We start from the raw sequence: 25,728 nt of genomic DNA, 5'->3' as shown, positions 1-25,728 counted from the left end.
CCGCATGCCGCTGCACGTGGAGCCGGTGCTGGGGCTAAGCGCCGAGGAATGGCAGGCGGTCCGCCTCAGCCTCGGCGTCGCCGCGCGTTCCGTGCTGGTCTCGCTGATCCCCGCGGTCGGCATCGCCTGGCTGCTGGCGCGCGGGCGCTTCCCCGGCAGGACGCTGCTGGATGCGCTCGTGCATCTGCCGCTGGTGGTGCCGCCGGTGGTGGTCGGCTGGGGGCTGCTGATGCTGTTCGGCGTGCGCGGGCCGATCGGCGGCCCGCTGCACGACTGGTTCGGCCTGCGCCTGGTCTTCACCACCGAAGGCGCGGCGCTGGCCACCGCGGTGATGTCCTTCCCGCTGATCGTCCGCGCGGTGCGGCTGGGGCTGGAGCATGTCGACCAGGGGCTGGAGGCGGCCGCCCGCACCCTCGGCGCCGGGCCGCTCGACCGCTTCGTCACCATCACCCTGCCGCTGATGTCGCCCGGCATACTGGCCGGGGCGGTGACCGCCTTCGCCGCCGGCCTCGGCGAATTCGGCGCGGTGATCACCTTCGCCTCCAACATCCCGGGCGAGACCCAGACCCTGCCGCTGGCCATCTACACCGCCACCCAGACCGCGGGCGGCGAGGCCACCGCGGCGCGGCTTGCCCTGGTCTCCTTCGTCCTGGCCATCTCCGGCCTGCTGCTCGCCGAACTCATCGCCCGGCGGATGCACCTGCTGCTGGGACGCGGCTGATGCTGGAGGTGACGCTGCGGCACCGCTTCGGCCGGGCGGAGGCGAACGGCTTCGCCCTGGAGGCCGGCTTCGCCATGCCGGACAGCGGGGTGACCGCGCTATTCGGCCCCTCCGGCTGCGGCAAGAGCACCATCCTCTCGGCGGTGGCCGGGCTGCTGCGGCCGCAGGAAGGCCGGATCACGCTGCACGGGACGGTGCTGCTGGATACCGCGGGCGGCATCTTCGTCGCGCCGGAACGCCGGCGCTGCGGTGTGGTGTTCCAGGACTCGCGGCTGTTCCCGCATCTCAGCGTCGCCAGCAACCTGCGCTACGGGCTGCGCCGCGCGCCGCCGGATGCCGCCGGCCCGGGCTTCGAGGAGGTTGTCGCGCTGCTCGGCATCGCGCCGCTGCTGGAACGGCGGCCCGGGCGGCTCTCAGGCGGGGAGAGGCAGCGGGTGGCGCTCGGCCGGGCGCTGCTGGCGCGGCCACGGCTGCTGCTGATGGATGAACCGCTGGCGGCGCTGGATGCGGCGCGGCGTGGCGAGGTGCTGCCCTTCCTCGCCAGGCTGCGTGATGCCGCCGGCATCCCGATCCTCTACGTCACCCATGCGCTGGACGAGGTCGATGCGCTGGCCGACCGGCTGGTGCTGCTGGAGGCCGGGCGCGTCCTGGCCGAAGGCCCGGTGGAAGCGCTGGCGGCGCGCACCGACCTGCCACTGGCGGCGCGGCGCGACGCCGGCTCGCTCATCCCCTGCGCCGTCGCTGCGCACGACCCGGCGCGTGGCCTGACCCGGCTTGCCTTCGCCGGCGGTGCCTTCCATGTCCCGCTGCGGCCGGAGCCGGTCGGCACCCACGCCCGGATCCGGCTGCGGGCCCGCGACGTCGCGGTGGCGACCGAACAGCCGCGTGGCCTCTCGACCCAGAACATCCTGCCGGCGATCCTGGCGGCGATCACCGAGGCCAATGCAGCGCATGAGGTCTTCCTCCGGCTAACGGTGGGCCCGACCGCGATCCTGGCGCGGGTGACGCGCGACAGTGTCGCCCGGCTCGGCCTGAGGCCGGGCATGGCGCTCTGGGCGGTGGTGAAGGCGGTGACCTTCGACCATGCCGGGGCGAAGGCCACGACCGGGCCGGACCTGCCGGATGCGGTGCGGGTCGCCGAGCCGGTGGCTGACGGAGCGCCCCCGGATGAACGGCCGATCCCACCACGCCCATCGCCTGGCCGCACGCCAATAGGAAGGCTGAGATGACAGTGCTTCTCCCCGGCCACCGCCCGTCCGGCATGCTGGTCGGGAACACCATGACGGGGAGGCTGCTGTGAGCGGTCCGGCAACCGGGCTCCTCAGCCTGCGCATCGACCTGCCGCAGGGCAGGATCGGTCCCGGGAAGATCCGTCTGCTGGAAGCGATCGACCGCGAGGGTTCGATCTCGGCCGCCGGCAGGGCGCTCGGCATGAGCTACAAGCGTGCCTGGGATCTGGTGAATGCGCTGAACACGCTGGTCGGCACCGCGGTGGTGGAGGCCAGCCCGGGCGGCTACCGCGGCGGCGGCGCGAGGCTGACCGATGCCGGGCGCAACCTGGTGGCCGACTACCGCGCCATCGAGCGGGCGGCGCAGCGGGCGGCGGAGCCGCGCCTCGCGGCGCTGCTGCGGCGGACCAATGGCTGAACCCGGTGGCCTGGTGTAGCGCCCGGCCGGCGCGGTAATGGCGGCCCACCCTTCCGTCGACATCCTTGTCGCCGGCCACGGGCTGGCCGATGATCGCCGGCCCTGCACCAACGGCCCTCACGCGCGTGCCGCAGCCCATGACCAGCCTGCCCGACACCCCGGCACCGGCGCGCCCGCGCAAGATCATCCACATCGACATGGATGCCTTCTATGCCTCCGTCGAGCAGCGTGACCGGCCGGAGTTGCGCGGCCTGCCGGTCGCGGTCGGCGGGTCGCGGGAGCGCGGGGTGGTCGCCGCCGCCAGCTATGAAGCGCGGAAGTTCGGCGTGCGCTCCGCCATGCCCTCGGTGACCGCCCGGCGGAAATGCCCCGAGCTGATCTTCGTGCCGCCCCGCTTCGACGTCTACAAAGCGGTGTCTCAGCAGATCCGCGCCTGCTTCGCCGAGCATACGCCGCTGATCGAGCCACTCTCGCTGGACGAAGCCTATCTGGACGTTACCGAGAACCTGCAGGGCATCGCCTCGGCGACCGAGATCGCGGAGCGCATCCGCGCCCGGATCAGGCAGGAGACCGGGCTGACCGCCTCGGCTGGGGTCTCCTACAACAAGTTCCTGGCCAAGCTAGCCTCCGACCACCGCAAGCCGGACGGGCTGTTCGTCATCACCCCGCGCATGGGGCCAGGGTTCGTCGAGGCGCTGCCGGTCGGGCGGTTCCATGGCGTCGGGCCGGCGACCTCCACGCGAATGAACCGCCTCGGCATCCACACCGGGCTCGACCTGCGGGCGCAGAGCATGGCCTTCCTGCAGCAGCATTTCGGCAAGGCCGGCCCGTACTACTACTGGATTTCCCGCGGCATCGACGACCGGCCTGTCCGACCCGACCGGATCCGCAAGTCGATCGGCGCCGAGACCACCTTCGCCATCGACCTGACGGCCCTGGAGGCCGCCGATGCGGCGTTGCAGCCGCTGATCGACAAGGTCTGGCGTTATTGCGAGGCCACCGGAATCCGCGGCCGGACGGTGACGCTGAAGGTCAAGTATGCCGATTTCAGCCAGGCCACGCGCAGCCGCACCGGGCTCACCCTGATCACTGCGCGCGGCGAGATCGCGCAGGTCAGCCGCGCGCTGCTGGAGCCGCTGTTTCCGCCGCCGCGGGGCGTCCGGCTGCTGGGTGTGACGCTGTCCACGCTCAACAGCGAGGAGCCGGCGGAAGCCGGGGCGCAGCTGACGCTGTTGGTCTAGCAGGCTGTCGGATTCCTGTCCGGGCCGAGATCGGCGATCTGGCCGGGATGGCGCTGCCTATTCCGTTCAGCCGCGACCAGGCCTTTCCGGTGCCGCCTGACGCGAGAACTGGCTGCCGGCGGACGTGGTGGCGCACTTCTTGGTGGCGGCGGTGGAGCGGGTGCCGCTGAGCGCCTTCGAGGTACGGGCGCGCCCGTGCGGCAAGGCACGATACCACCCGCGTCGGCTGCGGGCGCTGCTGGTCCATGCCCATGCCGACGGCATCGTCTCTTCCATCGCGGCTCCCAGCCTTACCGCCGCCCCTCTCACCCCGTCCCGGTACTGCCGAAGCCGCCCTCGCCCCGCGCCGTCTCCGGCAGCGTCTCCACCTCCGCCCAGACGGCCCGCGTCACCGGCGCCAGCACCGCCTGGGCAATGCGCATGCCGCGTTCCACGGTGAAGGCTTCGCGGCCGGCGTTCAGGATGATGACCTGCAGCTCGCCGCGGTAATCCTCGTCGATGGTGCCGGGGCTGTTCGGCAGGGTGATGCCGTGCTTCAGCGCGAGGCCGGAGCGAGGCCGCACCTGCAGCTCATGCGCGGGCGGCAGGGCGATGCAGAGGCCGGTCGGCACCAGCGCCCGGCCGCCCGGCGGGATCACCAGCGGCGCGGCGACGGCGGCGAGCAGATCCATCCCCGCCGCCCCCGCGGTGGCGTAGGAAGGCAGCGGCAGTCCCTCGGCATGCGGCAGCCTGGTGACGTGGATGGTCGCGCTCATGCCAGCGCCGCCGCGATCCGCGCCGCCAGCCGTTCGGCGACAGCGCCCTTCGGCAGCTCCGGCCAATCCTCCACCCCGGCGGCGGTGATCAGATGGACAGTGTTGGCGTCGCCGCCCATGACCGTGCCCGAGACATCATTCGCCACGATCCAGTCGCAGCCCTTGCGCCGGCGTTTGGCAATCGCGTGCTCCACCACCTTCTCCGTCTCCGCGGCGAAGCCCACCACCAGCCCGGGGCGTTGGGCGTGGTGCGACAGGGTCGCCAATATGTCGGGATTGAGCGTCATCATCAGGCTCGGCGCCTCGGCGCCTGGTTCCTTCTTCAGCTTCTGGCCGGCTTCCCTCGCCACCCGCCAATCGGCAACGGCGGCGGCCATGACGGCGATATCGGCCGGGAGCGCCCCTTCGCAGGCCGCCAGCATCTCCCGTGCCGTCTCGATGCGCACCACCGTGACCCCGGGCGGATCGGGCTGCGCCACCGGGCCGCTGACCAGCGTCACCCGCGCGCCGAGTGCCGCCAGCGCCGCGGCGATGGCATGCCCCTGCTTGCCGCTGCTGCGGTTGGCGATGTAGCGCACCGGGTCGATCGGCTCATGCGTCGGGCCGGAGGTGACCAGGGCGTGGCGCCCGGCCAGCGGCCGCGCGGCGGGTGCCAGAAGCGCGGTGATGGCGGCGAGGATCTCCTCCGGCTCGGCGAGGCGGCCGGGGCCGCTTTCCGGCTCCGCCATGGCGCCGGTGCCGGGGCCCACCGTGGCGACGCCACGTGCCGCCAGCAGCGCCATATTCGCCCGGGTCGCAGGGTGGTCCCACATCGCCGGATTCATCGCCGGCGCCACCAGCAGTGGGGCGCGGGTGGCCAGCAGGATGGTGCTGGCCAGATCATCGGCCAGGCCTTGCGCCATCTTGGCCAGAAGATCGGCGCTGGCCGGCGCCACCACCACCAGCTCGGGCCAGCGCGCCAGGCGGATATGGCCGATCTCCGCCTCGGCGGCCCAGAGGTCGTCATGCACCCGCTGGCCGGTGATGCCCGCCAGCGCCTCCCTGGTCACGAAACGCGCGCCGCCGGCGGTCAGCACGGCGGTGACCGTGGCGCCCTGCTTGCGCAGCAGGCGGGTCAGTTCCAGCGCCTTGTAGGCGGCGACGCTGCCCGAGAGGATCAGCAGGATGCGGCGGTCCGTCAGCATGGGGCGGACACTACCTGCACCCCGCGCGCAATCAAACCGGCCGTTCGCCCTTCACCGTTACCCGATTGCCGTAGCGGCGGTGCGGCCAGTAGTCCCACATCGCCCGGTGCTGGGCGCAGCGGTTGTCCCAGAAGGCCACGGAATTCGGCTGCCAGCGGAAGCGGCACTGGAACAGCGGGTTCTCCATGTGCTCGTAGAGGTAGCGGAGAATTCCCTCGCTCTCATCTGGCGGAATGCCGAGGATGCGGGTGGTGAAGCCCCTGTTCACATAAAGCGCGCGGCGCCCGGTGACCGGATGGGTGCGGATGACAGGGTGCTCCGCCCGCGGGTAGCTTGGCTTGTCGGCGACACCGTCATTGGCGAACATGCCGCGATAGACGGGCTCGCCGTCATGCACCGCGCGCAGCCCGTCCAGATACGCCTTCATTCGGTCCGACAGCGCCTCATAGGCCGCGTACATACTGGCGAACAGCGTGTCGCCGCCATGCGGCGGGCATTCCTTGATGTAGAGGATGCTGCCGAGCGGCGGCTCCACGTCGCAGGACACGTCGGAATGCCAGCCCTCGCCATTGGCGCGGACTGATTTCTCATCGGCCTTGATGATCATCAGCTCCGGATGGCCTGGCTCGTGCGGCGCCGCCGGGTGCAGGTGCAGCGGGCCGAATTGCCGGCCGAACTCCAGGTGCTGCTCCTGGGTCATGTGCTGGTCGCGGAAGAAGATCACCAGGTTCTCGGCCAGGGCGCGGTGGATCTCGTCCATCTGACGGTTCGAGACCGGGCCGCCGAGCGCGACGCCGCCGATCTCGGCGCCGATGATCGGCGTCAGCTTCTCGACGGTAATGGTCTCATAGGGCAGGCCGGCTTCGGTGATGGCCTTGTAGCGCGGGCCGCTGAGGGCACTGAGCGACATCGGCGGTTTCCTCGGAGTTTGTATTGCCGCAAGGCTAGCGCGTGACCGGCCCAGGTGGAAAGCCGGGGCATGCGGCCGGGAGGATGCGTGTGGCCAAGCGGCCCGGGCGCTCGACCCCGGTTTCGTCACGGCGCACCACGGCCCCCCACCGGGCGCGGCGGCGGCGGCGCCACACCGCTTCATGGCGCTGGGGTCGGCAATGGCCAGGGCGGCGGCCAAGCTGGGTGGCTTCCCCCTCGCCGCTCCGGCCGGCCTTGCCTGGAAACGCCAGCGGCTGCTGCCGACAGACACCGATGCGCCGGTCGCGACGCTGGCCGACGGGCTGTGGCAGCCGATCGCCGCCGCGTGACACCGCGCCACGATGTTGCGACTGGAATGTTCCAGGCCGGGATGCTCGGTTACATGCTCGGTGCAGGGGAGCAGCCTATGTCGATCAGCACACCGGAGGCACCACCCCGGCCGGTCAATGACGCGCCATTGCGGATCGTGCTCGAAGGCCGCAGGAGCCGGCCCTTCGACGATGCGCTGGCGATGGTCTGCCGCAACCACGGCATGCGGCTCGGCCTGGCCGGCGCGGCGCTGCCGGGCTGGCTGGCCCAGGCGCCGCGCTGGGCTCGCAAATTCATGGAACAGGGACATAGCCAGGGCGCGGCGATAGCGACGCGACGGGCGGGCCGGCTGGCCAGCTGACCGGCTGCATCTGAGCGGCAAGGCGCGCCCGGCGGCATCAAGGGTCAATCCTGCCGTCATCACCGCAATCCCGCCGGGTGCAGCCGGCGTCAGAAGACGGCCTCGCCGGCCATCAGGCCCAGCACGAGGAAAACAAGGAAGACCACGATCGCGATCGCGAACAGCACCTTGGCGATGCCCCCGGCAGCCGAGGAAACGCCGCCGAAGCCGAAGTACCCTGCGACGATCGAGATCAGCAGGAAGATCAGCGCCCATTTGAGCATGCAACCTCTCCTTCCGGGATTGCCCGGCCTTGCCATCCGCCGGTGGGCCAGGGCCAGGGCGGCCCTACCACCCCTCCACCGCCATCGGTAAAGCCGCAGGGCGCCGTTCGATCCAGGTCGGCCGGCAGCCCGGTTCAGCCTGCCGCGGCACAATGGGGCACCTTCTTCAACCCCGCCGCCCCGAAGCCCGGGTTTGGCGGCAGCGTCCTGGCGCCCTCCGGCGGGCGCCGGCGTTGTGAAAGGTGTTTCCTTAGTCGGAGCCCGATCGTCATATGCGCTTCTCCTTGATCTTCCGCGTCGCGCTTGCTGCGGCGCTGGCCGGACTTGCCGCTTGCGGCGAGGAGGCGACGCTGCCGGTGGCCGCCGGCACCGGGCCGAACCCGCGCCTGCCCCCACCCAACCCAACGCTGATCCCCACGGTGAACATCGCCCCGGCACGGGGCTGGCCGGCGGGAGTTGCGCCCATCCCGGCGGACGGCCTGCGCGTCGCCGCCTTTGCCGAGGGGCTGGACCATCCGCGCTGGCTGCATGTGCTGCCCAATGGCGACGTCCTGGTCGCCGAGACGAACGCTCCGCCGAAGCCCGAGGACAACCGCGGCATCCGCGGCTGGATCATGGGCCTGGTGATGACGCGCGCCGGCGCCGGCGTCCCCAGCGCCAACCGCATCACCCTGTTGCGTGACGCCGATGGTGATGGTGTCGCGGAGGGGCGTTGGACCTTCCTGGAGGGGCTCAACTCGCCCTTCGGCATGGCACTGGTCGGCGACACGCTCTATGTCGCCAACACCGATGCCGTGCTGCGCTTTCCCTACCAGGCTGGCCAGACCCGCATCGCGGAGCCTGGCGTGACGGTGGCCAGTCTGCCGGGCGGGCCGCTCAACCATCACTGGACCAAGAGCCTCGTCGCCAGCCCGGACGGACAGCGGCTTTATGTCGGCGTCGGCTCCAACAGCAACGTCGCCGAGAACGGCATCGAGGCCGAAACCGGCCGCGCCGCGGTCTGGGAGATCGACCCGCGAAGCGGCGCCCACCGCATCTTCGCCTCCGGACTGCGCAACCCCGTCGGCATGGATTGGGAGCCGGTATCGGGCGCGCTCTGGGTCGCGGTGAACGAACGCGACGAGATCGGCAGCGATCTGGTGCCCGACTACATGACGGCGGTGCGCGACGGCGGCTTCTACGGCTGGCCCTACAGCTACTTCGGCCAGCATGTCGACCAGCGGGTGCGGCCGCAAGCGCCGGAGCTGGTGGCCCGGGCGATCGTGCCGGACTACGCGCTGGGCCCGCACACGGCATCGCTCGGCCTGGCCTTCGCACCGGCCGATATCGGCACCGCCGGCTGGCCGGCGCCCTTCTCTGCGGGCGGCGCCTTCGTCGGCCAGCATGGCTCCTGGAACCGGCGTCCGCCCAGCGGTTATCGGGTAGTCTTCGTGGCCTTCGCCGAGGCCGGCCGGTTGGGGAGCCGGTGGATGTGCTCACCGGCTTCCTGGATGGCGAGGGCCGGGCGCAGGGCCGCCCGGTCGGCGTGGCGCTGGACCGCCAGGGTGCGCTGCTGGTCGCCGACGACGTCGGCAACCGCATCTGGCGGGTCATGCCCGCCGTACGGCAGGCCGCAGCGCGGTAAGCCGTACGGCCCAGGTCAGAACAATGTCGTCTGCCGCCGCTGCGCCACGCTGGCCGACGGGCGCCGTGGCAGGGAGGCAGGCAGGGGCGGGGTGCCGATCTGGGAGCGGGCCGGGCCGGCATAGCCGTCATCGGCGATCAGGCGCAGCTGCTCCGCCGTGCCCCCTGCGGCGGCCGGCAAATCGAGCGGCACCGGCCAGAAGCACTCCACCCGTTCCTCCCCCCGGAGCGCCAGGAAGACAACCCGCTCCACCCGGCCACCCTCGCCGGTCTCGACAGCGAAGCGGAAGACCAGGCCTTCGGCCGCCACCTCTCCGAGCGCCAGCGAAAGCTGCTCGGCCTCCAGCTCCTGCCGGCGGAGGGTGCGATCCGTCGGATCCTCGGCGGCACCGCGGTAGAAACGCACCGGCACGCCATGACCGTTCGAGCCGATGACGAAGACGAAGTGGGCGCTGTCGTCCAGCACCTCGAGCCAGGGGTAGTCGCCGGACTGCGCCGCCCGCTTGAGGCGATGCCGGCCGAAGGCGAAGGCGCGGCAGCCGACCGACCAGGGATCGTCGCCAAGCTCGTAGCTGGCCATGGCGAGCGCGTCACGGCGCGCATTGGCCAGCATCCGGGCGCAGAGGCGGAGCCGCTCCTCGGTCAGGGCCGGATGGAAATCCCAGGGGAGGCGGGACGACGGAGGCGGGGCGGATTCTGCTTCTGGATCCATGACAGGAAGATACCATGAGTCGCGCGGTTGGGCTTGCAATTCTGATCGGTGCCGGTTTGCCGGAGGCGGGGGCTTCCGCCTTTCATCGCCGCGCCCGGATGGGCTGAACCCGTCCCGCCAGGGTGTCGAGGGCGCAGGGCTTGTCGGCCACTTGGCCAGCGTCTCATCCAGGATGGGCGCTGGCGGGCACTGATGGGCGGACGGGGAAGATGCCGTCGCCGAAGGCGACGAGGCGCGCGGCGAGGGCGCTGCCCGCGGCATGGGGCGTGTTGCTCAGCAGCAGCGGGTTGGTGATGATGCCCGTCGGGCCGGGAGGAGATCACCACGGCCTGCTTCCAGGTCTCGGCCAGGCAGTTGCCGACGGTGCGCACAGCGGCCGGCGGGCCGCTCCGCACGGCCACAATCAACACATCGGAGGAAACCGTGATCCAGGGTCCAAGCTCGTCCTTTCATGGCGTGTCTCGCCGTCAACTCATGATCGCCGGTGCCGGGCTTGCCAGCGGTTCGGCGGCCCAGGCCTCGGGCCAGGAGCTGGATTGGCCGGCGCGACCTGTGAGGGTGATCGTCGGATGGTTGCCGGGCGGCACCGCCGACAGCGTCGCCAGGGTCCTGTTCACCGAGACCTCGCAGCGGACCCGGCAGCAGTTCGTGATCGACAACCGCACCGGTGCGACCGGCATGATCGGCAGCGGCTTTGTCGCGTCCGCACCGCCGGACGGGTACACGGTCCTCTACGGGACGACGCCCCTCTCGACCGCGGTGCTGTTCCCCCAGCTCACCTTCGATCCGGGGCGCGATCTCGTCCCCGTGTTCCAGGCGATCACGGTGCCCCAGTTGCTGCTGGTGCATCCCTCGGTCACCGAAAACTCGGTTGCCGAGGTGATCGCCGCGGCACGCGCACGCCCCGGCACGATGAATTGGGCCTCGGCCGGCAATGGCGGAGTGCAACATCTCGCGCTTGAGCTGTTTGCGCGACGGGCGGGCATCCAGGTGAACCATGTGCCGTATCGGGGCGGTGGTCCTGCGACGAACGGCCTGCTCGCCGGACAGGTCAAATACTACTTCGGCAACGCGGACACGGCCGTCGCCTTCGTCAACAGCGGCCGCCTGCGGGCGCTCTGCCACACGGGCAAGGGCCGGCTTGCGTCGCTGCCGGAGCTTCCTCCCCTTTCCGACATCCTGCCGGGGTTCGAAACCTACGAGTGGAACGGGGTCTTCGTGCCTGCCGGGACGCCGCGGGCGATCGTGGCGAAACTCAACGGGATGCTCAATGAGACCCTGGCGACGCCGGCGGTCGCCGAGCGGCTGAAAAGCCTCGACCTGCAGGCGCAAGCCAATGCGCCCGAGCAGTTCGCCCAGTTCTTTCAAGGGCAGAGCGCGCGCTGGAATGGCTTCATCCGGGAGGCGGGCATACGGCTCGACTAGGGCGGATCGCGGAGGGGCGTGAACGCCCCGGAGCGTGAATCCGCCCTACAGACAACGGCCTACGGCGGATTGGCGTTCAGACATGAACGCGATCCGCTGTAGCTGTCCTCGCCAGGAGGCTTGTCCCTGGAGATCCGGGGGACGGGCGGTTTGCCCTTGAGGGGCGGAGTGGAGCCTGGCTGTGGCGTACTCGTGCAGCCAGGGGCGTGACGCGGGCTCGGCCGGCGGATGTTTGGAAGGGCGTGGCGTAGACCCGCTCACGGATGCTGGTTTGGATGAACCGCTCGGCCTTGCCGTTGGTCTCCAGGGTATAGGGTCGGCTGTCGCCTGTGCTTTCCGCGTCAGGCGGGCACTGTCTCCCGCGCCAGCAGGCGGTCGAAGACCGTCCGCAGCGTCGCCTGCGGATCAGCCGCGCCGCCCCGGCTGCGCCAGGCGACATAGCCGTCCGGCCGCACCAGCACCGCCCCGCCCGCCGCCACGCCATAGGCGTCATGCCAATCCGCCTCGGCTTCGGCCAGTTCCTGCCCGATCACATGCGCGACGACCGGGGGGCCACCGGCAAGGGACCGCGCCGCCTCCGCCCAGGCCGCGCCGTCGCGTCCGGCGAGGAGCACGAAGCGGTTGCCCAGCAGTTCGATGGTCGAGACGCGCTCCGCCCCGCGCTGCAACCAGACATGCGGCGCGCGAGCGCCGGGCCGGGCATTCGGCAGATACTCCGTCACCGGATCCTCGGGCTGGACCAGCGGCGTGCCGTCCGGCACCACCGCATCGCTCTCATAGGTCATGCCGAAGATCAGACCCTGCTCATTCAGGAACTCCCGCCGCGGCAGCACGGCGCTGCTCTGGCGCGCTGTCCGGCCCATGGAGAGTGCGTTCGCCAGGCTGGTCCGCGTAGTCAGCTCGGCCAGCGGCCGCCGTTCCGCGTCATAGCTGTCGAGCAGCCGTTCCCCCGCCTCGCCGCGCAGCACGGCGGTGAGCTTCCAGCAGAGGTTCAGCGCGTCCTGCACGCCGGTGTTCATGCCGAAGCCACCGGTCGGCGGCATCTCATGGGCGGCATCGCCGGCGAGCAGGACGCGCCCCTGCCGGTAGCGCTCGGCGACGGTCGCCGAGGCTTCCCAGACGCTGGTGCCAAGCACCTCGACCGGCAGATCCGGCAGCCCGGCGGCCTGGCGGACGAGGGAGATGCAGAGTTCCGGCGTGAAATCCGATGGGCCGAAGCCGTAGTGGCTGAGGCTGTGAATGAGGAAGCCCCAGCGATCCCGGGCATTGATGGTGAGGAAGGTGCCGCGCAGCGAGGGCTGCTCGACGAAGTAGAGCGCCGCCGGGCGGTCCTTCACCCAGGGCGAGAGGTCGGCGCGGAACAGGATGTTGACGCTGTCATAGACCTTCTCCTCGCCGAACATTCGGATGCCGAGCTGGCGGCGGGTCGGGCTCTGCGCCCCGTCGGCGGCGATCAGCCAGCGCGCCCGCACCTCGGTCGTGGCGCCGCTGGCGCGGTCGGTGATGGCGGCGCTGACGCCGCTCGCGTCCGGCCGCAGGGCTGTCAGCTCGGTCGCGAAGCGGACATCGCCTAACCCCTCCGCCTCGGCGTGGCGGCGCAGCACCGGCTCCAGATCATCCTGGGCGCAGAGACAGTTGGTGGTCGGCGTCATGGCGAGGTTCTTCGCCAGCGCGCGTCCCGGCACCCGCCGCTCGATCTCGCGGCCGGCGAGGCTCTCGGTCCAGACGATGAGGCCGGTGCTCTGCGCCGAGAGGCCGGCGGCGCGGATATCCGCCTCGAGCCCGAGCTGGCGGTACATCTCCATGGTGCGGGCATTGATGCCGCGGGCCTTCGGCACCCGCGCCGTGCCGGCATGCCGCTCCACCAGCAGGGAGCGGATGCCGAAGCGCGAGAGCAGCAGCGAGGCGGTGAGCCCGACCGGGCCGCCGCCGACGATGAGGACGGGAACGTCGAGCACTGGTTGATCCTTCACTGGCGGCCCATGCTGATGCGTTGGGCGATCCGACGCTGCATGGCCATTTCCTTCGCCAGATGCGCGGCGAATTCCTCGGGGCTGGCGCCGGAGCCCTCGGACTCGGCCTCGCGCATCAAGCGCTGCATGAGGGGCGTCTGCATCGCCTCGGCCACCGCGCGCTGCACGGCGAGGATTCGCTCGCGCGGCACGCCGCCCGTGGTCCAGATGCCGCCCATGCCGATCAGCTCCCAGTCGGGATAGCCGGCCTCCTGCATGGTTGGCACCTCGGGGAAGGCGTAGGTGCGGCGCGTGGCGGTGTAGCCGAAGGCGCGCAGCCGCCCGGCCCGCAGATGCGGATCGGCCGGCGGAAGGGTGGAGAAGCAGAGGTCCACCTGGTCGCTCAGCATGGCGGTGATGGAGGGGCCGGTGCCCTGCATCACCAGCGTCAGCAGCTCCGCCCCGGTGTATTCGCGGAATTGCTCGGCGCCGAGATGGGTGATGTTGCCGATGCCGGTCATGGCGCAGGTCAGGCCGCCCGGCCGGCTCTTCGCCAGCGCCACCAGCTCCGCCATGTTCTGTGCCGGCAGGGAGGCGCGGCCGACCAGCATCATGCCATTGCCTTTGCTCACCAGGGTAACCGGGGCAAGGTCGCGCTCGGGGTCATAGGGCAGCGGCACCGTGCTGAACACGATGTTCCCGATGAAGCTGCCGGTGGTGTAGATCAGCGTGTAGCCGTCCGGCCGCGCCGTCGCGACCGCCTGGGTCGCGACGATGCCGTTGGCGCCGGGGCGGTTCTCGAACACCACGGTCTGGCCGAGGATGCGCGACATCGCTTCGGCAAGCGGCCGGCCGGTGATGTCGAGCGGCCCGCCCGGCGCGAAGGGAACCAGCATGCGGAGCGGGCGGTCGGGAAAGCGCTCGGTCTGCGCCAGGGCCGGCACGGCGAGGGCCGATAACAGCAAGACGCGACGTTTCATCTACTCGCTCCTGACATTGGCGATGCGGGCAGCCTCCGCCCAGAGCGGCGTTTCCTCCACGATGCGGCTGGCGAGCACGGCCGGGCCGCCGCCACCGGGGGTGAAGGTGAGCCGGGTCAGCCGCGCCCGCACCTCGGGATCGGCAAGGCAGGTCTCGGTGGCTTCGCTCAGCGGTGCAAGGATCGCCTGCGGCAGGCCGGCGGGCGCGAAGAGGCCCATCCAGATCTCGTGCTGGAAATCCGGGAAGCCGACCTCGCCAAGCGTCGGCAGATCCGGCACCCGGGGGTTGCGCGCCCGCCCGGTGACGGCGAGACCGCGCAGCCTGCCCTCCTCCACCAGCCCCTGCGCATTGCCGACGCTGTCGAGCGCGAAATGCGCATCGCCGCGGGCGATCGCCAGCAACCCGGCGACGGTGCCGCCGAAGGAGACATGCTGCGCCGTCGCTCCGGCGTGGTGCAGCATCATTGCCGTCGCCAGGTGCCCACCGCTGCCGGTGCCGGGTGAGGTGTAGTTGGCCCGGCCGGGATTGGCCTTCAGCCAGGCGATGAGGCCCGGCACGTCCCGCACCGGCAGGCCGGGATTGACGATGAGGTAGAGGCCGTAGCTCTGCAGCAGCGCAATCGGCGTGAAGTCGCGCAGCGCCTCGTATCCCGCATTCTTCAGGACCAGCGGTGCCACCACCATGCCGGTATTGGCGGTCAGCAGCAGCGTGTAGCCATCGGCGCGGCACGGGCGACCGCGGCCGAGCCGATGGTGCCGGTGGCGCCGGGCCGGTTGTCGATGACGAAGGGCTGGCCGAAGCGGCGGGTCAGCCAGTCCGCCAGGATGCGGTTGACCGGCTCCATCGGCCCACCTGGCGCGAAGGGGATGACGATGCGCACCGGCCGGCTCGGCCAGCTCTCCGCCCGCGCGAGCGCGGGCATGGCGAGCAGGCCGGCCAGCAGCCCGCGCCGGCGCGGGCCGGCGCTACCCGCCCAGCAGGAAGGGCGTGATGGCGGCGGCGATGCGTTCCGGCGCCTGGATCGTTCCGACATGGCCCAGCCCCTCCAGCAGCGTGGTGCGCGCACCCGGGATTTCCTCGGCGATCGCCAGCGTATGGGCCGGCGGAACCAGCCGGTCCTCGGCCTGCGCCAGCACCAGGGTCGGCGCGGTGATGCCGCCGAGATCGAGCAGCGGCGCCTCCGGGATCAGGGGGTTGCGGCGCGCCCGCTGCGCCGGCGTGCGGGTGCCGCCGCCGAAGCGCCGGGCCAACTCGGGATGCGCCGCCAGATGCGCCTCCGGGTAGAACCAGCCTGCGATCCGTGCCGCATTGGCCGCCGGATCGGCGCGCAGGCGGCCGAGCGTCGCGGCGGCCTCGGGATTGATCTCGGCGATGCTTTTCCCGATGCGGATCGCCGCCGAGAGGACCAGACGGTCAACGCGCCCGGGATGCCGCACGGCCAGCGCCTGGGCGATGACGCTGCCGAGCGAGCTGCCGAAGACATGCGCCCGCTGATGGCCGAGCGCCGCGATCAGCGCCGCCGCGTCATCCGCCAGCGCCTCGATGCCGTAGGGCGCTTCGGGATTGCGGGTCTGGCCGGAGTCGCGCTGGTCATAGGCGATGTAGGTGAAGCGGCCGGCGAGATGGGAGGTAAGGGCGGCATACTGCGTATGGTCCGCCTCCGCGCCATGCATGAGCACAAGGGGCGGACCCTCGCCGGTGACGGCATAGGCGATCTCCACCCCGCCTCCGATGGGGGCGACATTGATCATGCGAGGGTGCCTCCTTGCAGCACCCGCGTCATCGCCTCGGCGACGGCGCGGTCGGGATTCTCCGGGATCCAGGGCATGCGCCAGGCCACATGGCCGTCCGGGCGGACCAGGCAGGCGCCGCGCTGGCCCATGCGGAAGCCGTCGGCGAGATCGACGCGCGGCATGCTGCGGAGCGCGAGCGGCAGGCCGACCGCCTCGGCGGCACGGCGGCCGGCCTCCAGCCAGTCCTGCCCGAGCGGACCGGCGACCAGGACGAACTCCTTGTCGAACCAGTCGAGTGTCGATTGCTTGCGGGCATGGTCGAGCCAGAGATGCGGGAAGCGGCCGCCATGCCGGTCGCCCGGGCGGTAGACCCGGCTGTCCAGCGCGCGGGCCACCGTGCCGTCCGGGATCACCGCGCCTTCCTCATAGGTGAAGCCGAGCGCCTGGCCGACGCTGTGCAGGTGGTTGTCCATGTCGTCCAGCCAAAAGGTGATGCGGTCCGGCTGGCCACTGCGCGCCGCGGCTTCCATATGGCCGTAGCGGTACCGGTTGCCGAGGCTGAAATCGGCGTTGCTGTGCGCGACCGGCCGGCGCTCCACGTCATAGGTGTCGAGCAGCCGCTCGGGCGCCCAGCCGCGCAGCACATAGGCAAGCTTCCAGGCGAGGTTGTGCGCGTCCTGCACGCCGGAGTTCAGCCCGAAGCCGCCGGTCGGCGGGAAGCGGTGCGCGGCATCGCCCACCAGCAGCACGCGACCGCGGCGGAAGCGCTCGGCAACCTGTCGGGAGACCCGCCAGACCGAACGGTTGAGCAAGGTGACGTCGAGGTCCGGCACCCCGGTCTGCCTGCGGACGATCTCGATGACCTCGGCATCCGTCCAGGGCCGTGGCCTGTCGTCCTGCGCCTGGCCGATCTGGGTCACCGTCAGCCAGCGGTCGCGGCCATTGGTGTTGAGGATTGTGGAGACCGGCACCCCGGGTTGCGGCGAGATGATGCGGTAGCCGGCTGCCTCCCGGGTGATCGGGAAGCGTGAGAGGTCGCCCTTCCAGTACTCGTTCGACATCACGGCCAGGGTCGAAGGCCCCTGCATCTCGATGCCCGCGGCGCGGCGGGTGCCGCTGCCCGCGCCGTCCGCGGCGATCACCCATTGCGCACGGAACCAGCGTTCCTCGCCACCCTCCGTGGGCCGGGTGCGGACGGTGACGCCGTCCGGCCCTTCCTCGAAGCCGAGCACCTCGGTCGAGAACAGCAGCCGGGTGTGGCGCGAGCGCTGGAGCTCGGCGTGGATCTCCTCCTCCACCGCGTCCTGCGCGACGAGCGACTTCCAGGCCGGGGTATGGCCCTCATTCGGCTCCGGCCGGGTGCGGCCGATCTCGCGACCGGCGATGCTCTCGACGAAGACGAACATGTCGGAGCCGTCCTGCAGGCCGCGGTCGCGGATACGCTGCTCGATCCCCCATTGCCGGAAGATCTCCATGGTGCGGATCCAGCAGCCGCGCGACTTCGGATGGTCGGTCGTCGTCGGGCTGCGCTCGGCGACGACGCTGGCGATCCCGAAGCGTTCCAGCAGCAGGGCCATGGCGAGGCCCACCGGCCCGCCGCCGACGATGAAGACCGGCGTGCTGTCCAGCTCATCCGGCATGGACTTCCTCCGCGGTGCGGGACGTGGCAGGCGCAGGCGGCATGTCAGCCGACCTCGATGGGTGCTATTTCCCGCAGCCGCGGCAGCACCTCGTTGCTGAAGAGGCGGATGCCCTTCTTCGACTCCGCATGCGTCATGAAGCCGCTGCGGCCGATCAGGCAAAGGTGCCCGAAGCCGCCGACCTTGTCGTAGAACTCCATGATCTGGCGATGGACGCTGTCAGGGTTGCCGGCGAAGAGGATGCCTTGCTGCATCGCCTCCTGCGCGGTCAGCCCCATGAGTTTCTGCGCGTTCTGGCTGGCCGAGGTCACGCCCTTCTCGGCATTTGCGAAGGCGATGCCGGCGTCGGCGCGCGGCTTCGTCCGGTAGAGGCCGGGCGCCGCCTGCGGTGGTGCCGCGCCGGGCAGGAATTTGTTGTATTGCGGCGCGGCTTTCAGGCTGGTGTTGAGGAACCAGAGCAGCTTGCTGCCGCCCTCGATCCCCTCCTCCTCGGTGTCGCCGACATAGACCATGGCGGCATAGGCGAAATTGTCGGTCGTCACCTTCGGCAGGCCGGCTTCCCGCCGCGCCGCGCGATGGGCTTCGTAGGCCTTCCTCGTGCCCTCCGGCCCGCGCAGCACCAGCACATGCGTCATGCCGCGGCGGCCGACCTCGGCGGCGCTGCGCGGATCGCCGGTCGCCGCCCACATCCGCGGATGCGGCCGCTGATAGGGGCCGGGCCAGATGTTCACGTGCCGATGGGTGTAGTGCTTGCCCTCCCAGCTGAAGGGGCCGTCATGGCTGGTCAGCGTCTTCTTGACGAGGTCGATCGCCTCCCAGAAGCGCTCCTCGTTGTTGACCGGCTGCATGTTGGAGCTGGCGACCTCGGTCCCGCCCGACTTGACGAAGCCAATCTCGAAGCGGCCGCGCAGCAGGCAGTCGGCCGTGGCGTATTCCTCCGCCACCCGGACCGGATCCGGCCGCAGCGAGACCAGCGTGCCGAGGCTGAGGACCCGCACGTTCTTCGTCTGCCGGGCCAGGATGCCGGTGATCATCGGGTTGGATCCGATGAGGGAGTTGATCCCGGCGTGGTGCTCGATGCAGAGGACATTCATGCCGAGTTCGTCGCAGAGTGCGAACTCGTCCAGCACCTCATGGAAGAGGTCAGCCGCGATCTTCGGGTCGCAGAGCCGGTTGGGCAGGCTGGCGCGGACCGAATCCGCGGCATCGGTGATGCTCTTGTCGACGTAAGGGTACGGAATCTCGCACTGCCACCAGGCATCCATGGTCGTCTCTCCGGAAGGCGTTGGTCAGCAGGACAGGAAGCCGGTGACGTGGTCGGCGAAGGCGTCCGGCTGCTCGATCTCGGGGTGGTGGCCGGCTTCGGCGATCTGCGCGAACTGGGCGCCGGGGATCAGCCGCGCCATCGCCTTGCCGTAGGCGGGCTTCACGATGCCGTCGGAGGCGCCCCAGAGCACCAGCGTCGTCGCCTTGATCGCCGGCAGCCAATAGGCCAGCCGGGGGTGATGCATGTAGGGATGCCAGCCATAGAGCGAGAGCGCCTCCCGGCCGCGGTGCAGCGCGATCAGCGCTTCGTCCTCCATGGCGTCGTAGTCCGGCGCGTGCCGCGGATCGTGCCAGGTGGCGGCACGGACCTTGTCGGGGTGGAGGTTGAAGATGTCGAGGATATCCGGCGTCTCGCGGCCGCTCACCTTGATGCCGAGGCTGTCGACCAGCACAAGCCGGTCGATGCGGGACGGCATGCGCAGCGCCAGCTCGGCGGCCAGCCAACCGCCGAAGGAGGAGCCGATGAGCGAGACCCTGGGATGGCCGAGCGTCTCGATCAGCTGGCCGTAGAGATGCAGCAGGTCGTAGACGCTCTCGAAATCCTTCGGCCTGGGCGTGCCGCCGAAGCCGGGATGGCAGGGCGCGATGACCTGCATCCGCCGTCCCAGCAGCTCGAGGAAGCGGGCATCGCGCCGTGCCGGGTGGAAGCCGTGCAGGAACAGCACCGGCGCCCCGGCGCCGAGGCGCAGCACCTCCATCTCGATGCCATGGACGGCGATGCGGTCGGTGGTCGTCTCGGGCGGCATAGTGCCTCGCTTCGCTCGGATGTTCGGGATTGAATTCAACGCGGCAGCACGCCGTGGCGGGTCCGGGGCGCGCTCAGCGCGCCCTTCCCCTGGATGCCAGACCCACCCGGCGCGCGATGGCGAGCTGCATGGCGAGCTCGCGTTGCAGGTAGTCCGCGAACTCCTCGGGCGAGCTGCCTTGCGGCTCGAACTCGCCCTCGCGCAGGAGCTTCGCGAGGGCAGGGGCGCGGACGATGTCGTGCACCGCACGCTGGACCTTCAGGATGCGCGCCTGCGGCGTGCCGGCGGTGGTCCAGAGGCCCATCATGCCGATGAGCTCCCACTCGGCGAAGCCCTGTTCCTTCATGGTCGGGATCTCGGGCACGAGCAGGGCACGGCGGCGACCGGTGTAGCCGATGGCGCGCAGCTTGCCGTCGCGGATGAAGGGCAGGATCGGCGGCACGGTGGAGAAGGTCATGTCCACATTGCCGGCGAGGATCTCGGTGATGCTCGGGCCGGTACCGTGCAGCGGGACGAGCAGCAGCTCGGCGCCGGTGAACTCCTTGAACTGCTCGGCGGCGAGATGGGTGATGTTGCCGAAGCCGGTGATGGCGCAGGACAGTCCACCGGGCTTGCGGCGCGCCAGTTCTGCGATCCCGGCCATGTCTGCCGGCAGGTCGGGCCGCCCGACCAGCATCATGCCGGTGCCGTCCGCGACGAGCGAGACCGGCGCCACGTCCTTCATCGGGTCGTAGGGCAGCGGCTGCTGGCTGAAGGCGAGATTGCCGATCAGGCTGCCGGTGGTGAAGAGCAGCATCTCCCCGTCCGGCCGCGCGGTGGCGACCTGGTGGGTGGCGACGATGCCGTTGGCGCCCGGCTTGTTCTCGAACACCACGGTCTGGCCCAGCGCCTCACCGAGGCGCTCGGCGAGCGGCCGGCCGAAGATGTCCATCGGCCCGCCAGGCGCGAAGGGCACCCACATGCGCAGGGGGCGCGAGGGCCAGTTCTCCGCCCTGGCAAAGGTGCCGGCCCCGGCGGATAGGCCGGTGGCGGCGAGCAAGGTCCGGCGGTGCAGCCGCATGGAACGTCCCTCCCATTGGCGAAGGTCGGTTCGGCCGCCTTCGCTCCGGACCGGCACGCGTCCGATCCACATCGGCAGGCGGGCGCGCGGTCCGTTTCATTCAAGCCGGGACCGAAGCCTTGGATCGTGCCTCGGCTCCGGACTGGCCTTGATCAAACGAGTGTTTTATACGGACGCATGAGTGTCAAGCGTATCGAGACCAGAAAAATGGGCAGCGACCTTGCCGCGATGGATCGGCCGGGCGAGGGTCCGGGCGTGCAGATACCAACGGTGGACCGAATCCTGAGCGCCGCGGCGCGCCTCTTCGCCGCGCGCGGCATGGCGGGAGTCGGCCTCAGGGAGATCACGGCCGAGGCGGGGGTGAACCTCGCTGCGGTGAACTATTATTTCGGTTCGAAGGAGAAGCTGCTGGAGGCGCTGTTCCTCCGCCGCGCACAGCCGATCACGGCAGAGCGTATGCGGTTGCTCGCGTGCTGCGCCGAGGGGCCGGGACGGCCGCCGATGCTCGAGCAACTGCTCGAGGCATTCCTGCGCCCGGCCTTCTCGCTCGGCCTCGAGGCCGGGGTCGACGGCGCGACCTTTGGCCGCCTGCGGGCACGGCTCTCGGTCGAGAGCGAGGAATTGTACCGCCGCATCGTGGCGCAGGCCTTCAACCCGAGCACCCGCGCCTTCCTCGATGCCATCGACGCGGCCCTGCCCGAGCTGCCACGGGCCGAGGTCGAGTGGCGCTTCCACTTCATGCTCGGCACGATGATCTACACCATGGCCGGTAGCGGTCGCATCCAGTCGATCACCGAGGGCCAGTGCCGGCCGGGCGAAGTCGACATGGCGCTGGCGAAGCTCGTGCCCTTCCTCTGCGCCGGCTTCCGCGCGCCGGTGACCGGCTGATCGCCTGCCGTAGCTGGCACGTGCGGGTCCATGGTCCTGGGATCCCGCCACGGCCGCGAAGCTGGAAGCGGATGGATTCAGGCTGAAGCAATCAGCCTCCGGCTTTGCTGGTTGGCCGCGTGATTCATGCTGTCATCCTAAGCGGCAGACCCCATTCACGATGAAGGCCTGCCACGGCGGCAGTGGAGGGTCGAGGGTCGAGACGCTGCACGCCAGGATCGGGCAGTGGCCGGTAATGAAGATTCATCCTGGCGCAAGCATCCCGCGTGCGTGGCTCATGCGGCCGGCGTCCGCGCCGGCCCGGTGCCGTGTCATCCGCCGTCGACGGCGGGAAGACAGTCGCTCCCCTCGTCCGCGGCGATCTGCCGCGCCTCTGCCTCCTTGGCCGAGACACCCAGCAGGCACACCCTGCGGCCGGTGCGGATGGTGACAAAGACCTCGACGCTGCCGGTGCCGTCAAGCCGGTCGGCCAGGCCCGAATAATAGGCTGCCCGCGGCTCGCCTCGCGCATCACGCGCCACCACGAGCCTGGCGCTTGCGAAGCTCACCCCGACCGGCCCCGCATCAGCCACCCAGAGCCGCCTCGCCACCGGATCCTCGAGGCTCATGACCGGGTCACGCCCGTGCTGCACCGCCGGCCACGAGGTCGGATCCGATGACAGGACAAAGATGCGAAGCGCGGGCTGTACGAGGCACCGCCTGCCCGTGACCCCGGGCCTGCGCAGCGCCGCCGGCAGGCCGGTGCCGCGCAGCGCCGTGCACCGTGAGAGCGGCACCGGCGCGTCGAATGTCATATCCATGGCTCCCGCCGCCGAAGCCGGCAGGCCACAACCGCCGGCTGCCAGGATGGCGGTGATCCAGGCTGTGAGGCGGCGCTGTGCCATGGCGCTCCCTATCCCGTCCCGGACAACGCAGCCCGCAGCGCCGCGAGGGTTTTCATCCCGACGACCCCGTCCGTCGCGAGCCCCGCCGTCCGGCTCTGGAAGTCCACGACTGCGGCCCGCGTCGCCGGGCCGAAGGTTCCGTCCGCCTTGATGGAGATCCCCAGGACCTTCGACAACATTTCCTGCAGGGCGGCAATCTCCGCGCCGCGGTCGCCGAATTCGAGCAGGCTGTCCGGCTCCGTGCCGGCGGCCGGAACCTCGCCGAGTTCGCCCTTTGCCTGCCAATCGTGGATCAGGTCTTCGGACGCCTCGAAATGCATGGCGTCCTCAGTGGGGAAGGCTGCCCCCCAGTAGAAGCCATGATTGTTGAAATGCTTGAAGATCTGCAGCAGCCCCTGCTGCGCCTTGCGGTCGCCGCGCGCATCCAGGACCCCATCGATCGTCAGGTCGATCGCCGTTCCCCAGGAGTGATTGCTGATGGCGCTGGTGCTGTCGCGCACGAAGCGCGCGCAGAGCATGCCCGCCGTGCCGAGCCGACCATGGATGTCCGGCTCGGCCGCCTTCACATCGGCGAAGATGGTTCGCAGCGTCCGGACCGCAGGCCGCAGCCCGGTGACCCGGAACGGGCCCACATCCTCGGTCACGATGAGGCTCCTGAGCCGCTCGTTCGTCACCGGCTGGCATTTCTGCGAGAAGCTGCCGCGCGGGCTCCCGAACACCGCCAGCATCGTCTTGTTGCGGGCGCCCCGCAGGGGACCGTTCAGGTTCACACGCGAGCCGTCCAACACAACCGTCCGTGTCCAGTGCGACATGTGGGCCTCCCCCACGGATCCTGTTCCTTCTGCCTGGGCCGGATCCGGTGCGGCCAGTTAGCCTGGCTTGCTGCACTCCGGTGGCACACGTCGCCGTTACTGCGGACCTATGGCTGGCTCGGGCTGAGGGTCTCACCGGGCAGCGCCTGATGGTGCCGGGCGGCATCACCGATCCTGCAGGATCGGCCGAATGTTTCCGCTTGCCGCAGGCGGCCGGTGCATCTGCAATGCTGCGTCACGACGCCGCCTGGCGGGCTCCGGCTGTCGAAGCCGCAATATTCCTTGCAGGAGTTGCACATGCAGACAGGCGGTATTTTCGGGGGGCTGCTGGCGGTCGCCACTGCCCTCGGCCTGTTGGGATGGTGGGTCGGCCGGCTCGCCGTGCACGGCTGCGCCCGATGCCTTGGCCCGGTCTGGCGCCTGTCAGGGGAGCGGCGCTTCCGCCTGCGGCTGCTGATGTTCTGGATCGCGACGGTGATCGTCGCATTGGTCCTGTTCACCGTGACGGCTGCGGCCGTCCTGTGGCTCGCACCGCGAGGCGACGTCGGTGCCGGTTGGGTCGGCTGGAGCGCGCGAGCTTTGCAGGTGGTGGTCGTTCTGGCGGCAGCCCTGGTCGGCGCCTTGGCCCTGGTCTCCGTGCTCCGCACCATTCTCGCCACCGTCGCGGCATTCCGGCGCCGGCGCACCCTGTTCGGACTGGATGGCGTCGGACCGGATGCGCCCGATCCTCTGCCGGCGAATGCCGAGCCGGCCCTCGTCCCGCCGCCCGAGGGGGGACGTCGGATCGTCATCTGCTGTGACGGCACCGGCAACCGCCCCGACGACGAGGAGGAGGGGCTGCCGGCCACCACCAATGTCTGGAAGATCCATCATGGCCTGGTCTGCGACGATACGCAGACAAGCTGGTATGATCCGGGCGTTGCCACCGACACCTCCTCGACCGCGGCGGAGGCCGCCTTTTCGCGCCGCGTGCTTGAGACTGTGGGCTCGCGCACCGGTGGGCAGATTGCCGCCACCTTCGGACGTCTTCGCCGGCTGATCGAGGGCGCGACCGGCATCGGCATCACCGAGAACATCGCGCAGGCCTATGCCGAGATCGTCCGCCAGTACCGGCCCGGGGACCGCATATACCTCATCGGCTTCTCGCGCGGCGCCTACACCGCGCGATGCGTCGCCGGGGTGATCGGGCGCTGCGGCCTGTTGCGCGCGGAATACGGGCGCTACGCCGATGATGTCGTGCATCTCTACCGCACGCGGGCGGATCCCGCGCAGGTCGTTCCGGTGCCCCGCAGCATGATCCATGACCCGGACGAGGTGCGCATCGAATTCCTCGGCCTCTTCGACACCGTGGGATCGCTCGGCGTGCCGCTCTGGGGCTGGTGGTTCCGCGTCCTGCCGATCTGGCGGAACCGGTCGCTCTCCACCGACCCGATGGCCATCTGCCGCTACGTCTACCACGCCATGGCCATGGATGAGCGTCGCTCCCAATTCTTCCCCACGCCCTTCTCCCGGCCGAAGGACACCGGCACCCGGTTGCAGCAGGTGTGGTTCCGCGGCGCGCATGGTGATGTCGGCGGCGGCTATGCCGAGACGGGGCTGTCGGACATCACCCTCGCCTGGATGGTCGAGGCAGCGCGGCGCCACGGGCTCAGGTTCAACGCCTGGATCGACGAGAACCGACGGCCGAGCGCGATCGCGCGGCTGCATGACGAGTTGCGCCGCAAGCCGTCCTGGCGGCTCTTCGGAAGCTGGCCGCGCTGGCACCCCGTGCCGGGTGCCGACGAGCCGGCCGATCCCGCGCCACCAGGCACGCTGCACCCTTCAGTGCTGGAGCGGATGCGAATTTCCCACACCCGCCTAGCGCGGCCGGACTTCCTGCGCCCGGAGCCCGGCCGGCCGCTGGTGATCGACGTGGAGGCAGGCCGGGAGTGGGACCGCACGGGGATCGTGCTGGACCGCGCCACCTACCGGATCACCTATCTCGGCGGCCTCTGGCGCGACGGGGAGGAGCGGCCCTGCGGCCCCGGCGGGCAACCGGACAAGGAGGTCAGGCTGCTGCGCCGCCTCTTCGGCTTCAGCCGGCGCCTGCCGGACCAGCCCTGGACGCAGCTCTGCGCCGCGGTGGCGCATCCGCGCGAATGGAAGCTGCAGGAATACGGCTTGTGGCGGCTGCTGCGGTATCTCTACTGGCGGGACCCCGAGGAGCTGCAGGGCCAGATCGCCTCGATCGGCGCCGACCTCCGCGACGCCAGGCGTTCCGTGTGCCTGCGCAATGACGCCGCACCGGGCCTGCTCTATTTCTTTGCGAATGACCTGTGGCAGACGGCCGGCAACAACGCTGGCGCGCTGCGGCTGCAGATCGAGCGGGTGCAACAGCCGCGCGAGAGGGAACCGCTTTGGATCCTCGGCGAGAGCGGCTCCTGGCAGAGGCGGCTGGGTATGACGGCTGGCGCCTAGAGGAGGTGGTCGGATGGCATAGGCGCATCGAGCATTCGCAACGGATCATGGCGGCGTTCCGCCGCCCTGGCCGCCGCC

24 protein-coding genes and 2 pseudogenes are annotated in these 25,728 nt (G+C 70.6%); 11 read left to right on the top strand and 15 right to left on the bottom strand.

Annotation, left to right across the window (positions count from 1 at the left end; translation table 11 throughout):
• The first annotated feature begins 4 nt into the window (after positions 1 to 4).
• The 5 genes and pseudogenes from modB to H7965_RS32040 form a co-directional block, all read left to right on the top strand.
• The gene (modB, locus tag H7965_RS22110) at positions 5 to 721 is read left to right on the top strand and encodes a molybdate ABC transporter permease subunit (RefSeq protein ID WP_186772756.1); all 717 of its coding nucleotides are present in this window, start codon (positions 5 to 7) and stop codon (positions 719 to 721) included.
• Positions 721 to 1,950, top strand: coding sequence for a molybdenum ABC transporter ATP-binding protein (modC, locus tag H7965_RS22105; protein WP_186772755.1), 1,230 nt, complete (start codon positions 721 to 723; stop codon positions 1,948 to 1,950). The genes modB and modC overlap by 1 nt, the downstream gene beginning before the upstream one ends.
• Before the next feature lie 67 nt (positions 1,951 to 2,017).
• Entirely contained in the window at positions 2,018 to 2,368 is a 351-nt protein-coding gene (locus H7965_RS22100) for a winged helix-turn-helix domain-containing protein (protein ID WP_186772754.1), read from the top strand.
• 137 nt (positions 2,369 to 2,505) lie between these two features.
• Positions 2,506 to 3,609 carry a DNA polymerase IV gene (gene dinB, locus H7965_RS22095; protein WP_186772753.1) on the top strand — a complete coding sequence of 368 codons (1,104 nt, stop codon included), beginning with the start codon at positions 2,506 to 2,508 and terminating at the stop codon, positions 3,607 to 3,609.
• A gap of 47 nt (positions 3,610 to 3,656) precedes the next feature.
• Positions 3,657 to 3,883, top strand: a pseudogene (locus H7965_RS32040) (IS5/IS1182 family transposase); the annotation flags it as partial.
• Positions 3,884 to 3,914: 31 nt separating this feature from the next.
• On the opposite strand, the gene dut reads toward H7965_RS32040, so the two are convergent.
• Genes dut through H7965_RS22080 form a run of 3 tightly spaced genes read right to left on the bottom strand, consistent with a single transcriptional unit; the run spans position 3,915 to position 6,458 of the window.
• A complete protein-coding gene (dut, locus tag H7965_RS22090) occupies positions 3,915 to 4,364 on the bottom strand; it encodes a dUTP diphosphatase (RefSeq protein ID WP_186772752.1) in 450 nt (149 codons plus the stop codon).
• Positions 4,361 to 5,548, bottom strand: a complete 1,188-nt coding sequence (coaBC, locus tag H7965_RS22085; protein ID WP_186772751.1) for a bifunctional phosphopantothenoylcysteine decarboxylase/phosphopantothenate--cysteine ligase CoaBC — start codon at positions 5,546 to 5,548, stop codon at positions 4,361 to 4,363. Before coaBC ends, dut begins: the two co-directional genes overlap by 4 nt.
• A gap of 31 nt (positions 5,549 to 5,579) precedes the next feature.
• Positions 5,580 to 6,458 (bottom strand): TauD/TfdA dioxygenase family protein, encoded by an 879-nt coding sequence (locus H7965_RS22080; RefSeq protein ID WP_186772750.1) that lies wholly within the window; start codon positions 6,456 to 6,458, stop codon positions 5,580 to 5,582.
• 181 nt (positions 6,459 to 6,639) lie between these two features.
• Here H7965_RS22080 and H7965_RS22075 point away from each other — a divergent pair, with 181 nt between their 5' ends.
• A complete protein-coding gene (locus H7965_RS22075) occupies positions 6,640 to 6,807 on the top strand; it encodes a hypothetical protein (protein ID WP_186772749.1) in 168 nt (55 codons plus the stop codon).
• A gap of 77 nt (positions 6,808 to 6,884) precedes the next feature.
• Positions 6,885 to 7,148: a hypothetical protein gene (locus H7965_RS22070; RefSeq protein ID WP_186772748.1), complete on the top strand. Its 264-nt coding sequence runs from the start codon at positions 6,885 to 6,887 to the stop codon at positions 7,146 to 7,148.
• An 89-nt stretch (positions 7,149 to 7,237) separates the two neighbouring features.
• Here the strand turns inward: H7965_RS22070 and H7965_RS22065 are convergent, their stop codons facing one another.
• Positions 7,238 to 7,411 (bottom strand): DUF1328 domain-containing protein, encoded by a 174-nt coding sequence (locus tag H7965_RS22065; protein WP_186772747.1) that lies wholly within the window; start codon positions 7,409 to 7,411, stop codon positions 7,238 to 7,240.
• A 272-nt stretch (positions 7,412 to 7,683) separates the two neighbouring features.
• On the opposite strand from H7965_RS22065, the gene H7965_RS22060 reads away from it, so the two are divergent.
• The gene (locus H7965_RS22060; protein ID WP_456308196.1) at positions 7,684 to 9,159 is read left to right on the top strand and encodes a PQQ-dependent sugar dehydrogenase; all 1,476 of its coding nucleotides are present in this window, start codon (positions 7,684 to 7,686) and stop codon (positions 9,157 to 9,159) included.
• On the opposite strand, the gene H7965_RS22055 is transcribed toward H7965_RS22060, so the two are convergent.
• Complete coding sequence (locus tag H7965_RS22055) at positions 9,051 to 9,746, bottom strand: hypothetical protein (RefSeq protein WP_186772746.1); 696 nt, start codon at positions 9,744 to 9,746, stop codon at positions 9,051 to 9,053. The two genes, H7965_RS22060 and H7965_RS22055, sit on opposite strands and share 109 nt — an antisense overlap.
• Positions 9,747 to 10,169: 423 nt before the next feature.
• Between H7965_RS22055 and H7965_RS22050 the strand changes: the two genes are divergently transcribed.
• Positions 10,170 to 11,171, top strand: a complete 1,002-nt coding sequence (locus H7965_RS22050; protein ID WP_186772745.1) for a Bug family tripartite tricarboxylate transporter substrate binding protein — start codon at positions 10,170 to 10,172, stop codon at positions 11,169 to 11,171.
• A 341-nt stretch (positions 11,172 to 11,512) separates the two neighbouring features.
• Here H7965_RS22050 and H7965_RS22045 read toward each other — a convergent pair whose 3' ends face one another.
• The 8 genes and pseudogenes from H7965_RS22045 to H7965_RS22005 all read right to left on the bottom strand — a co-directional run bounded on the left by H7965_RS22045 (position 11,513) and on the right by H7965_RS22005 (position 20,609).
• Complete coding sequence (locus H7965_RS22045; protein ID WP_186772744.1) at positions 11,513 to 13,129, bottom strand: FAD-dependent monooxygenase; 1,617 nt, start codon at positions 13,127 to 13,129, stop codon at positions 11,513 to 11,515.
• An 11-nt stretch (positions 13,130 to 13,140) separates the two neighbouring features.
• Positions 13,141 to 14,103 carry a Bug family tripartite tricarboxylate transporter substrate binding protein gene (locus tag H7965_RS22040; protein ID WP_186772743.1) on the bottom strand — a complete coding sequence of 321 codons (963 nt, stop codon included), beginning with the start codon at positions 14,101 to 14,103 and terminating at the stop codon, positions 13,141 to 13,143.
• Positions 14,104 to 14,948, bottom strand: a pseudogene (locus H7965_RS22035) (Bug family tripartite tricarboxylate transporter substrate binding protein).
• 121 nt (positions 14,949 to 15,069) lie between these two features.
• Entirely contained in the window at positions 15,070 to 15,855 is a 786-nt protein-coding gene (locus tag H7965_RS22025; protein WP_186772740.1) for an alpha/beta fold hydrolase, read from the bottom strand.
• Positions 15,852 to 17,477 carry an FAD-dependent monooxygenase gene (locus H7965_RS22020; protein ID WP_186772739.1) on the bottom strand — a complete coding sequence of 542 codons (1,626 nt, stop codon included), beginning with the start codon at positions 17,475 to 17,477 and terminating at the stop codon, positions 15,852 to 15,854. Before H7965_RS22020 ends, H7965_RS22025 begins: the two co-directional genes overlap by 4 nt.
• Positions 17,478 to 17,521: 44 nt before the next feature.
• Positions 17,522 to 18,742 (bottom strand): LLM class flavin-dependent oxidoreductase, encoded by a 1,221-nt coding sequence (locus tag H7965_RS22015; RefSeq protein ID WP_186772738.1) that lies wholly within the window; start codon positions 18,740 to 18,742, stop codon positions 17,522 to 17,524.
• A gap of 24 nt (positions 18,743 to 18,766) precedes the next feature.
• Positions 18,767 to 19,549, bottom strand: a complete 783-nt coding sequence (locus H7965_RS22010) for an alpha/beta fold hydrolase (protein ID WP_186772737.1) — start codon at positions 19,547 to 19,549, stop codon at positions 18,767 to 18,769.
• A 73-nt stretch (positions 19,550 to 19,622) separates the two neighbouring features.
• On the bottom strand, positions 19,623 to 20,609 hold the full coding sequence (locus H7965_RS22005) for a Bug family tripartite tricarboxylate transporter substrate binding protein (RefSeq protein WP_186772736.1): 987 nt from the start codon (positions 20,607 to 20,609) through the stop codon (positions 19,623 to 19,625).
• A 177-nt stretch (positions 20,610 to 20,786) separates the two neighbouring features.
• Here H7965_RS22005 and H7965_RS22000 point away from each other — a divergent pair, with 177 nt between their 5' ends.
• Positions 20,787 to 21,497 (top strand): TetR/AcrR family transcriptional regulator, encoded by a 711-nt coding sequence (locus H7965_RS22000; protein WP_186772735.1) that lies wholly within the window; start codon positions 20,787 to 20,789, stop codon positions 21,495 to 21,497.
• Between the two features lie 311 nt (positions 21,498 to 21,808).
• Here H7965_RS22000 and H7965_RS21995 read toward each other — a convergent pair whose 3' ends face one another.
• Positions 21,809 to 22,381 carry a hypothetical protein gene (locus H7965_RS21995; protein WP_186772734.1) on the bottom strand — a complete coding sequence of 191 codons (573 nt, stop codon included), beginning with the start codon at positions 22,379 to 22,381 and terminating at the stop codon, positions 21,809 to 21,811.
• Positions 22,382 to 22,389: 8 nt separating this feature from the next.
• Positions 22,390 to 23,193: a peptidoglycan-binding protein gene (locus H7965_RS21990; protein ID WP_186772733.1), complete on the bottom strand. Its 804-nt coding sequence runs from the start codon at positions 23,191 to 23,193 to the stop codon at positions 22,390 to 22,392.
• Positions 23,194 to 23,490: 297 nt separating this feature from the next.
• Here H7965_RS21990 and H7965_RS21985 point away from each other — a divergent pair, with 297 nt between their 5' ends.
• On the top strand, positions 23,491 to 25,650 hold the full coding sequence (locus H7965_RS21985) for a DUF2235 domain-containing protein (protein WP_186772732.1): 2,160 nt from the start codon (positions 23,491 to 23,493) through the stop codon (positions 25,648 to 25,650).
• Positions 25,651 to 25,728: the final 78 nt, after the last annotated feature.

Source organism: Siccirubricoccus deserti, from assembly GCF_014283215.1.
Lineage (GTDB): Bacteria > Pseudomonadota > Alphaproteobacteria > Acetobacterales > Acetobacteraceae > Siccirubricoccus > Siccirubricoccus deserti.
Note: the sequence above shows the minus strand (reverse complement) of the source record. Positions and strands in the feature narration are given on the sequence as shown.

Excerpts from the sequence above, each read along its gene's own strand:
- modB (WP_186772756.1), top strand. The coding sequence starts at position 5 with ATGCCGCTGCACGTGGAGCCGGTGCTGGGGCTAAGCGCCGAGGAATGG.
- modC (WP_186772755.1), top strand. The coding sequence starts at position 721 with ATGCTGGAGGTGACGCTGCGGCACCGCTTCGGCCGGGCGGAGGCGAAC.
- dinB (WP_186772753.1), top strand. The coding sequence starts at position 2,506 with ATGACCAGCCTGCCCGACACCCCGGCACCGGCGCGCCCGCGCAAGATC.
- dut (WP_186772752.1), bottom strand. The coding sequence starts at position 4,364 with ATGAGCGCGACCATCCACGTCACCAGGCTGCCGCATGCCGAGGGACTG.
- coaBC (WP_186772751.1), bottom strand. The coding sequence starts at position 5,548 with ATGCTGACGGACCGCCGCATCCTGCTGATCCTCTCGGGCAGCGTCGCC.
- H7965_RS22080 (WP_186772750.1), bottom strand. The coding sequence starts at position 6,458 with ATGTCGCTCAGTGCCCTCAGCGGCCCGCGCTACAAGGCCATCACCGAA.
- H7965_RS22075 (WP_186772749.1), top strand. The coding sequence starts at position 6,640 with ATGGCGCTGGGGTCGGCAATGGCCAGGGCGGCGGCCAAGCTGGGTGGC.
- H7965_RS22070 (WP_186772748.1), top strand. The coding sequence starts at position 6,885 with ATGTCGATCAGCACACCGGAGGCACCACCCCGGCCGGTCAATGACGCG.
- H7965_RS22065 (WP_186772747.1), bottom strand. The coding sequence starts at position 7,411 with ATGCTCAAATGGGCGCTGATCTTCCTGCTGATCTCGATCGTCGCAGGG.
- H7965_RS22060 (WP_456308196.1), top strand. The coding sequence starts at position 7,684 with ATGCGCTTCTCCTTGATCTTCCGCGTCGCGCTTGCTGCGGCGCTGGCC.
- H7965_RS22055 (WP_186772746.1), bottom strand. The coding sequence starts at position 9,746 with ATGGATCCAGAAGCAGAATCCGCCCCGCCTCCGTCGTCCCGCCTCCCC.
- H7965_RS22040 (WP_186772743.1), bottom strand. The coding sequence starts at position 14,103 with ATGAAACGTCGCGTCTTGCTGTTATCGGCCCTCGCCGTGCCGGCCCTG.
- H7965_RS22025 (WP_186772740.1), bottom strand. The coding sequence starts at position 15,855 with ATGATCAATGTCGCCCCCATCGGAGGCGGGGTGGAGATCGCCTATGCC.
- H7965_RS22020 (WP_186772739.1), bottom strand. The coding sequence starts at position 17,477 with ATGCCGGATGAGCTGGACAGCACGCCGGTCTTCATCGTCGGCGGCGGG.
- H7965_RS22015 (WP_186772738.1), bottom strand. The coding sequence starts at position 18,742 with ATGGATGCCTGGTGGCAGTGCGAGATTCCGTACCCTTACGTCGACAAG.
- H7965_RS22010 (WP_186772737.1), bottom strand. The coding sequence starts at position 19,549 with ATGCCGCCCGAGACGACCACCGACCGCATCGCCGTCCATGGCATCGAG.
- H7965_RS22005 (WP_186772736.1), bottom strand. The coding sequence starts at position 20,609 with ATGCGGCTGCACCGCCGGACCTTGCTCGCCGCCACCGGCCTATCCGCC.
- H7965_RS22000 (WP_186772735.1), top strand. The coding sequence starts at position 20,787 with ATGAGTGTCAAGCGTATCGAGACCAGAAAAATGGGCAGCGACCTTGCC.
- H7965_RS21995 (WP_186772734.1), bottom strand. The coding sequence starts at position 22,381 with ATGGCACAGCGCCGCCTCACAGCCTGGATCACCGCCATCCTGGCAGCC.
- H7965_RS21990 (WP_186772733.1), bottom strand. The coding sequence starts at position 23,193 with ATGTCGCACTGGACACGGACGGTTGTGTTGGACGGCTCGCGTGTGAAC.
- H7965_RS21985 (WP_186772732.1), top strand. The coding sequence starts at position 23,491 with ATGCAGACAGGCGGTATTTTCGGGGGGCTGCTGGCGGTCGCCACTGCC.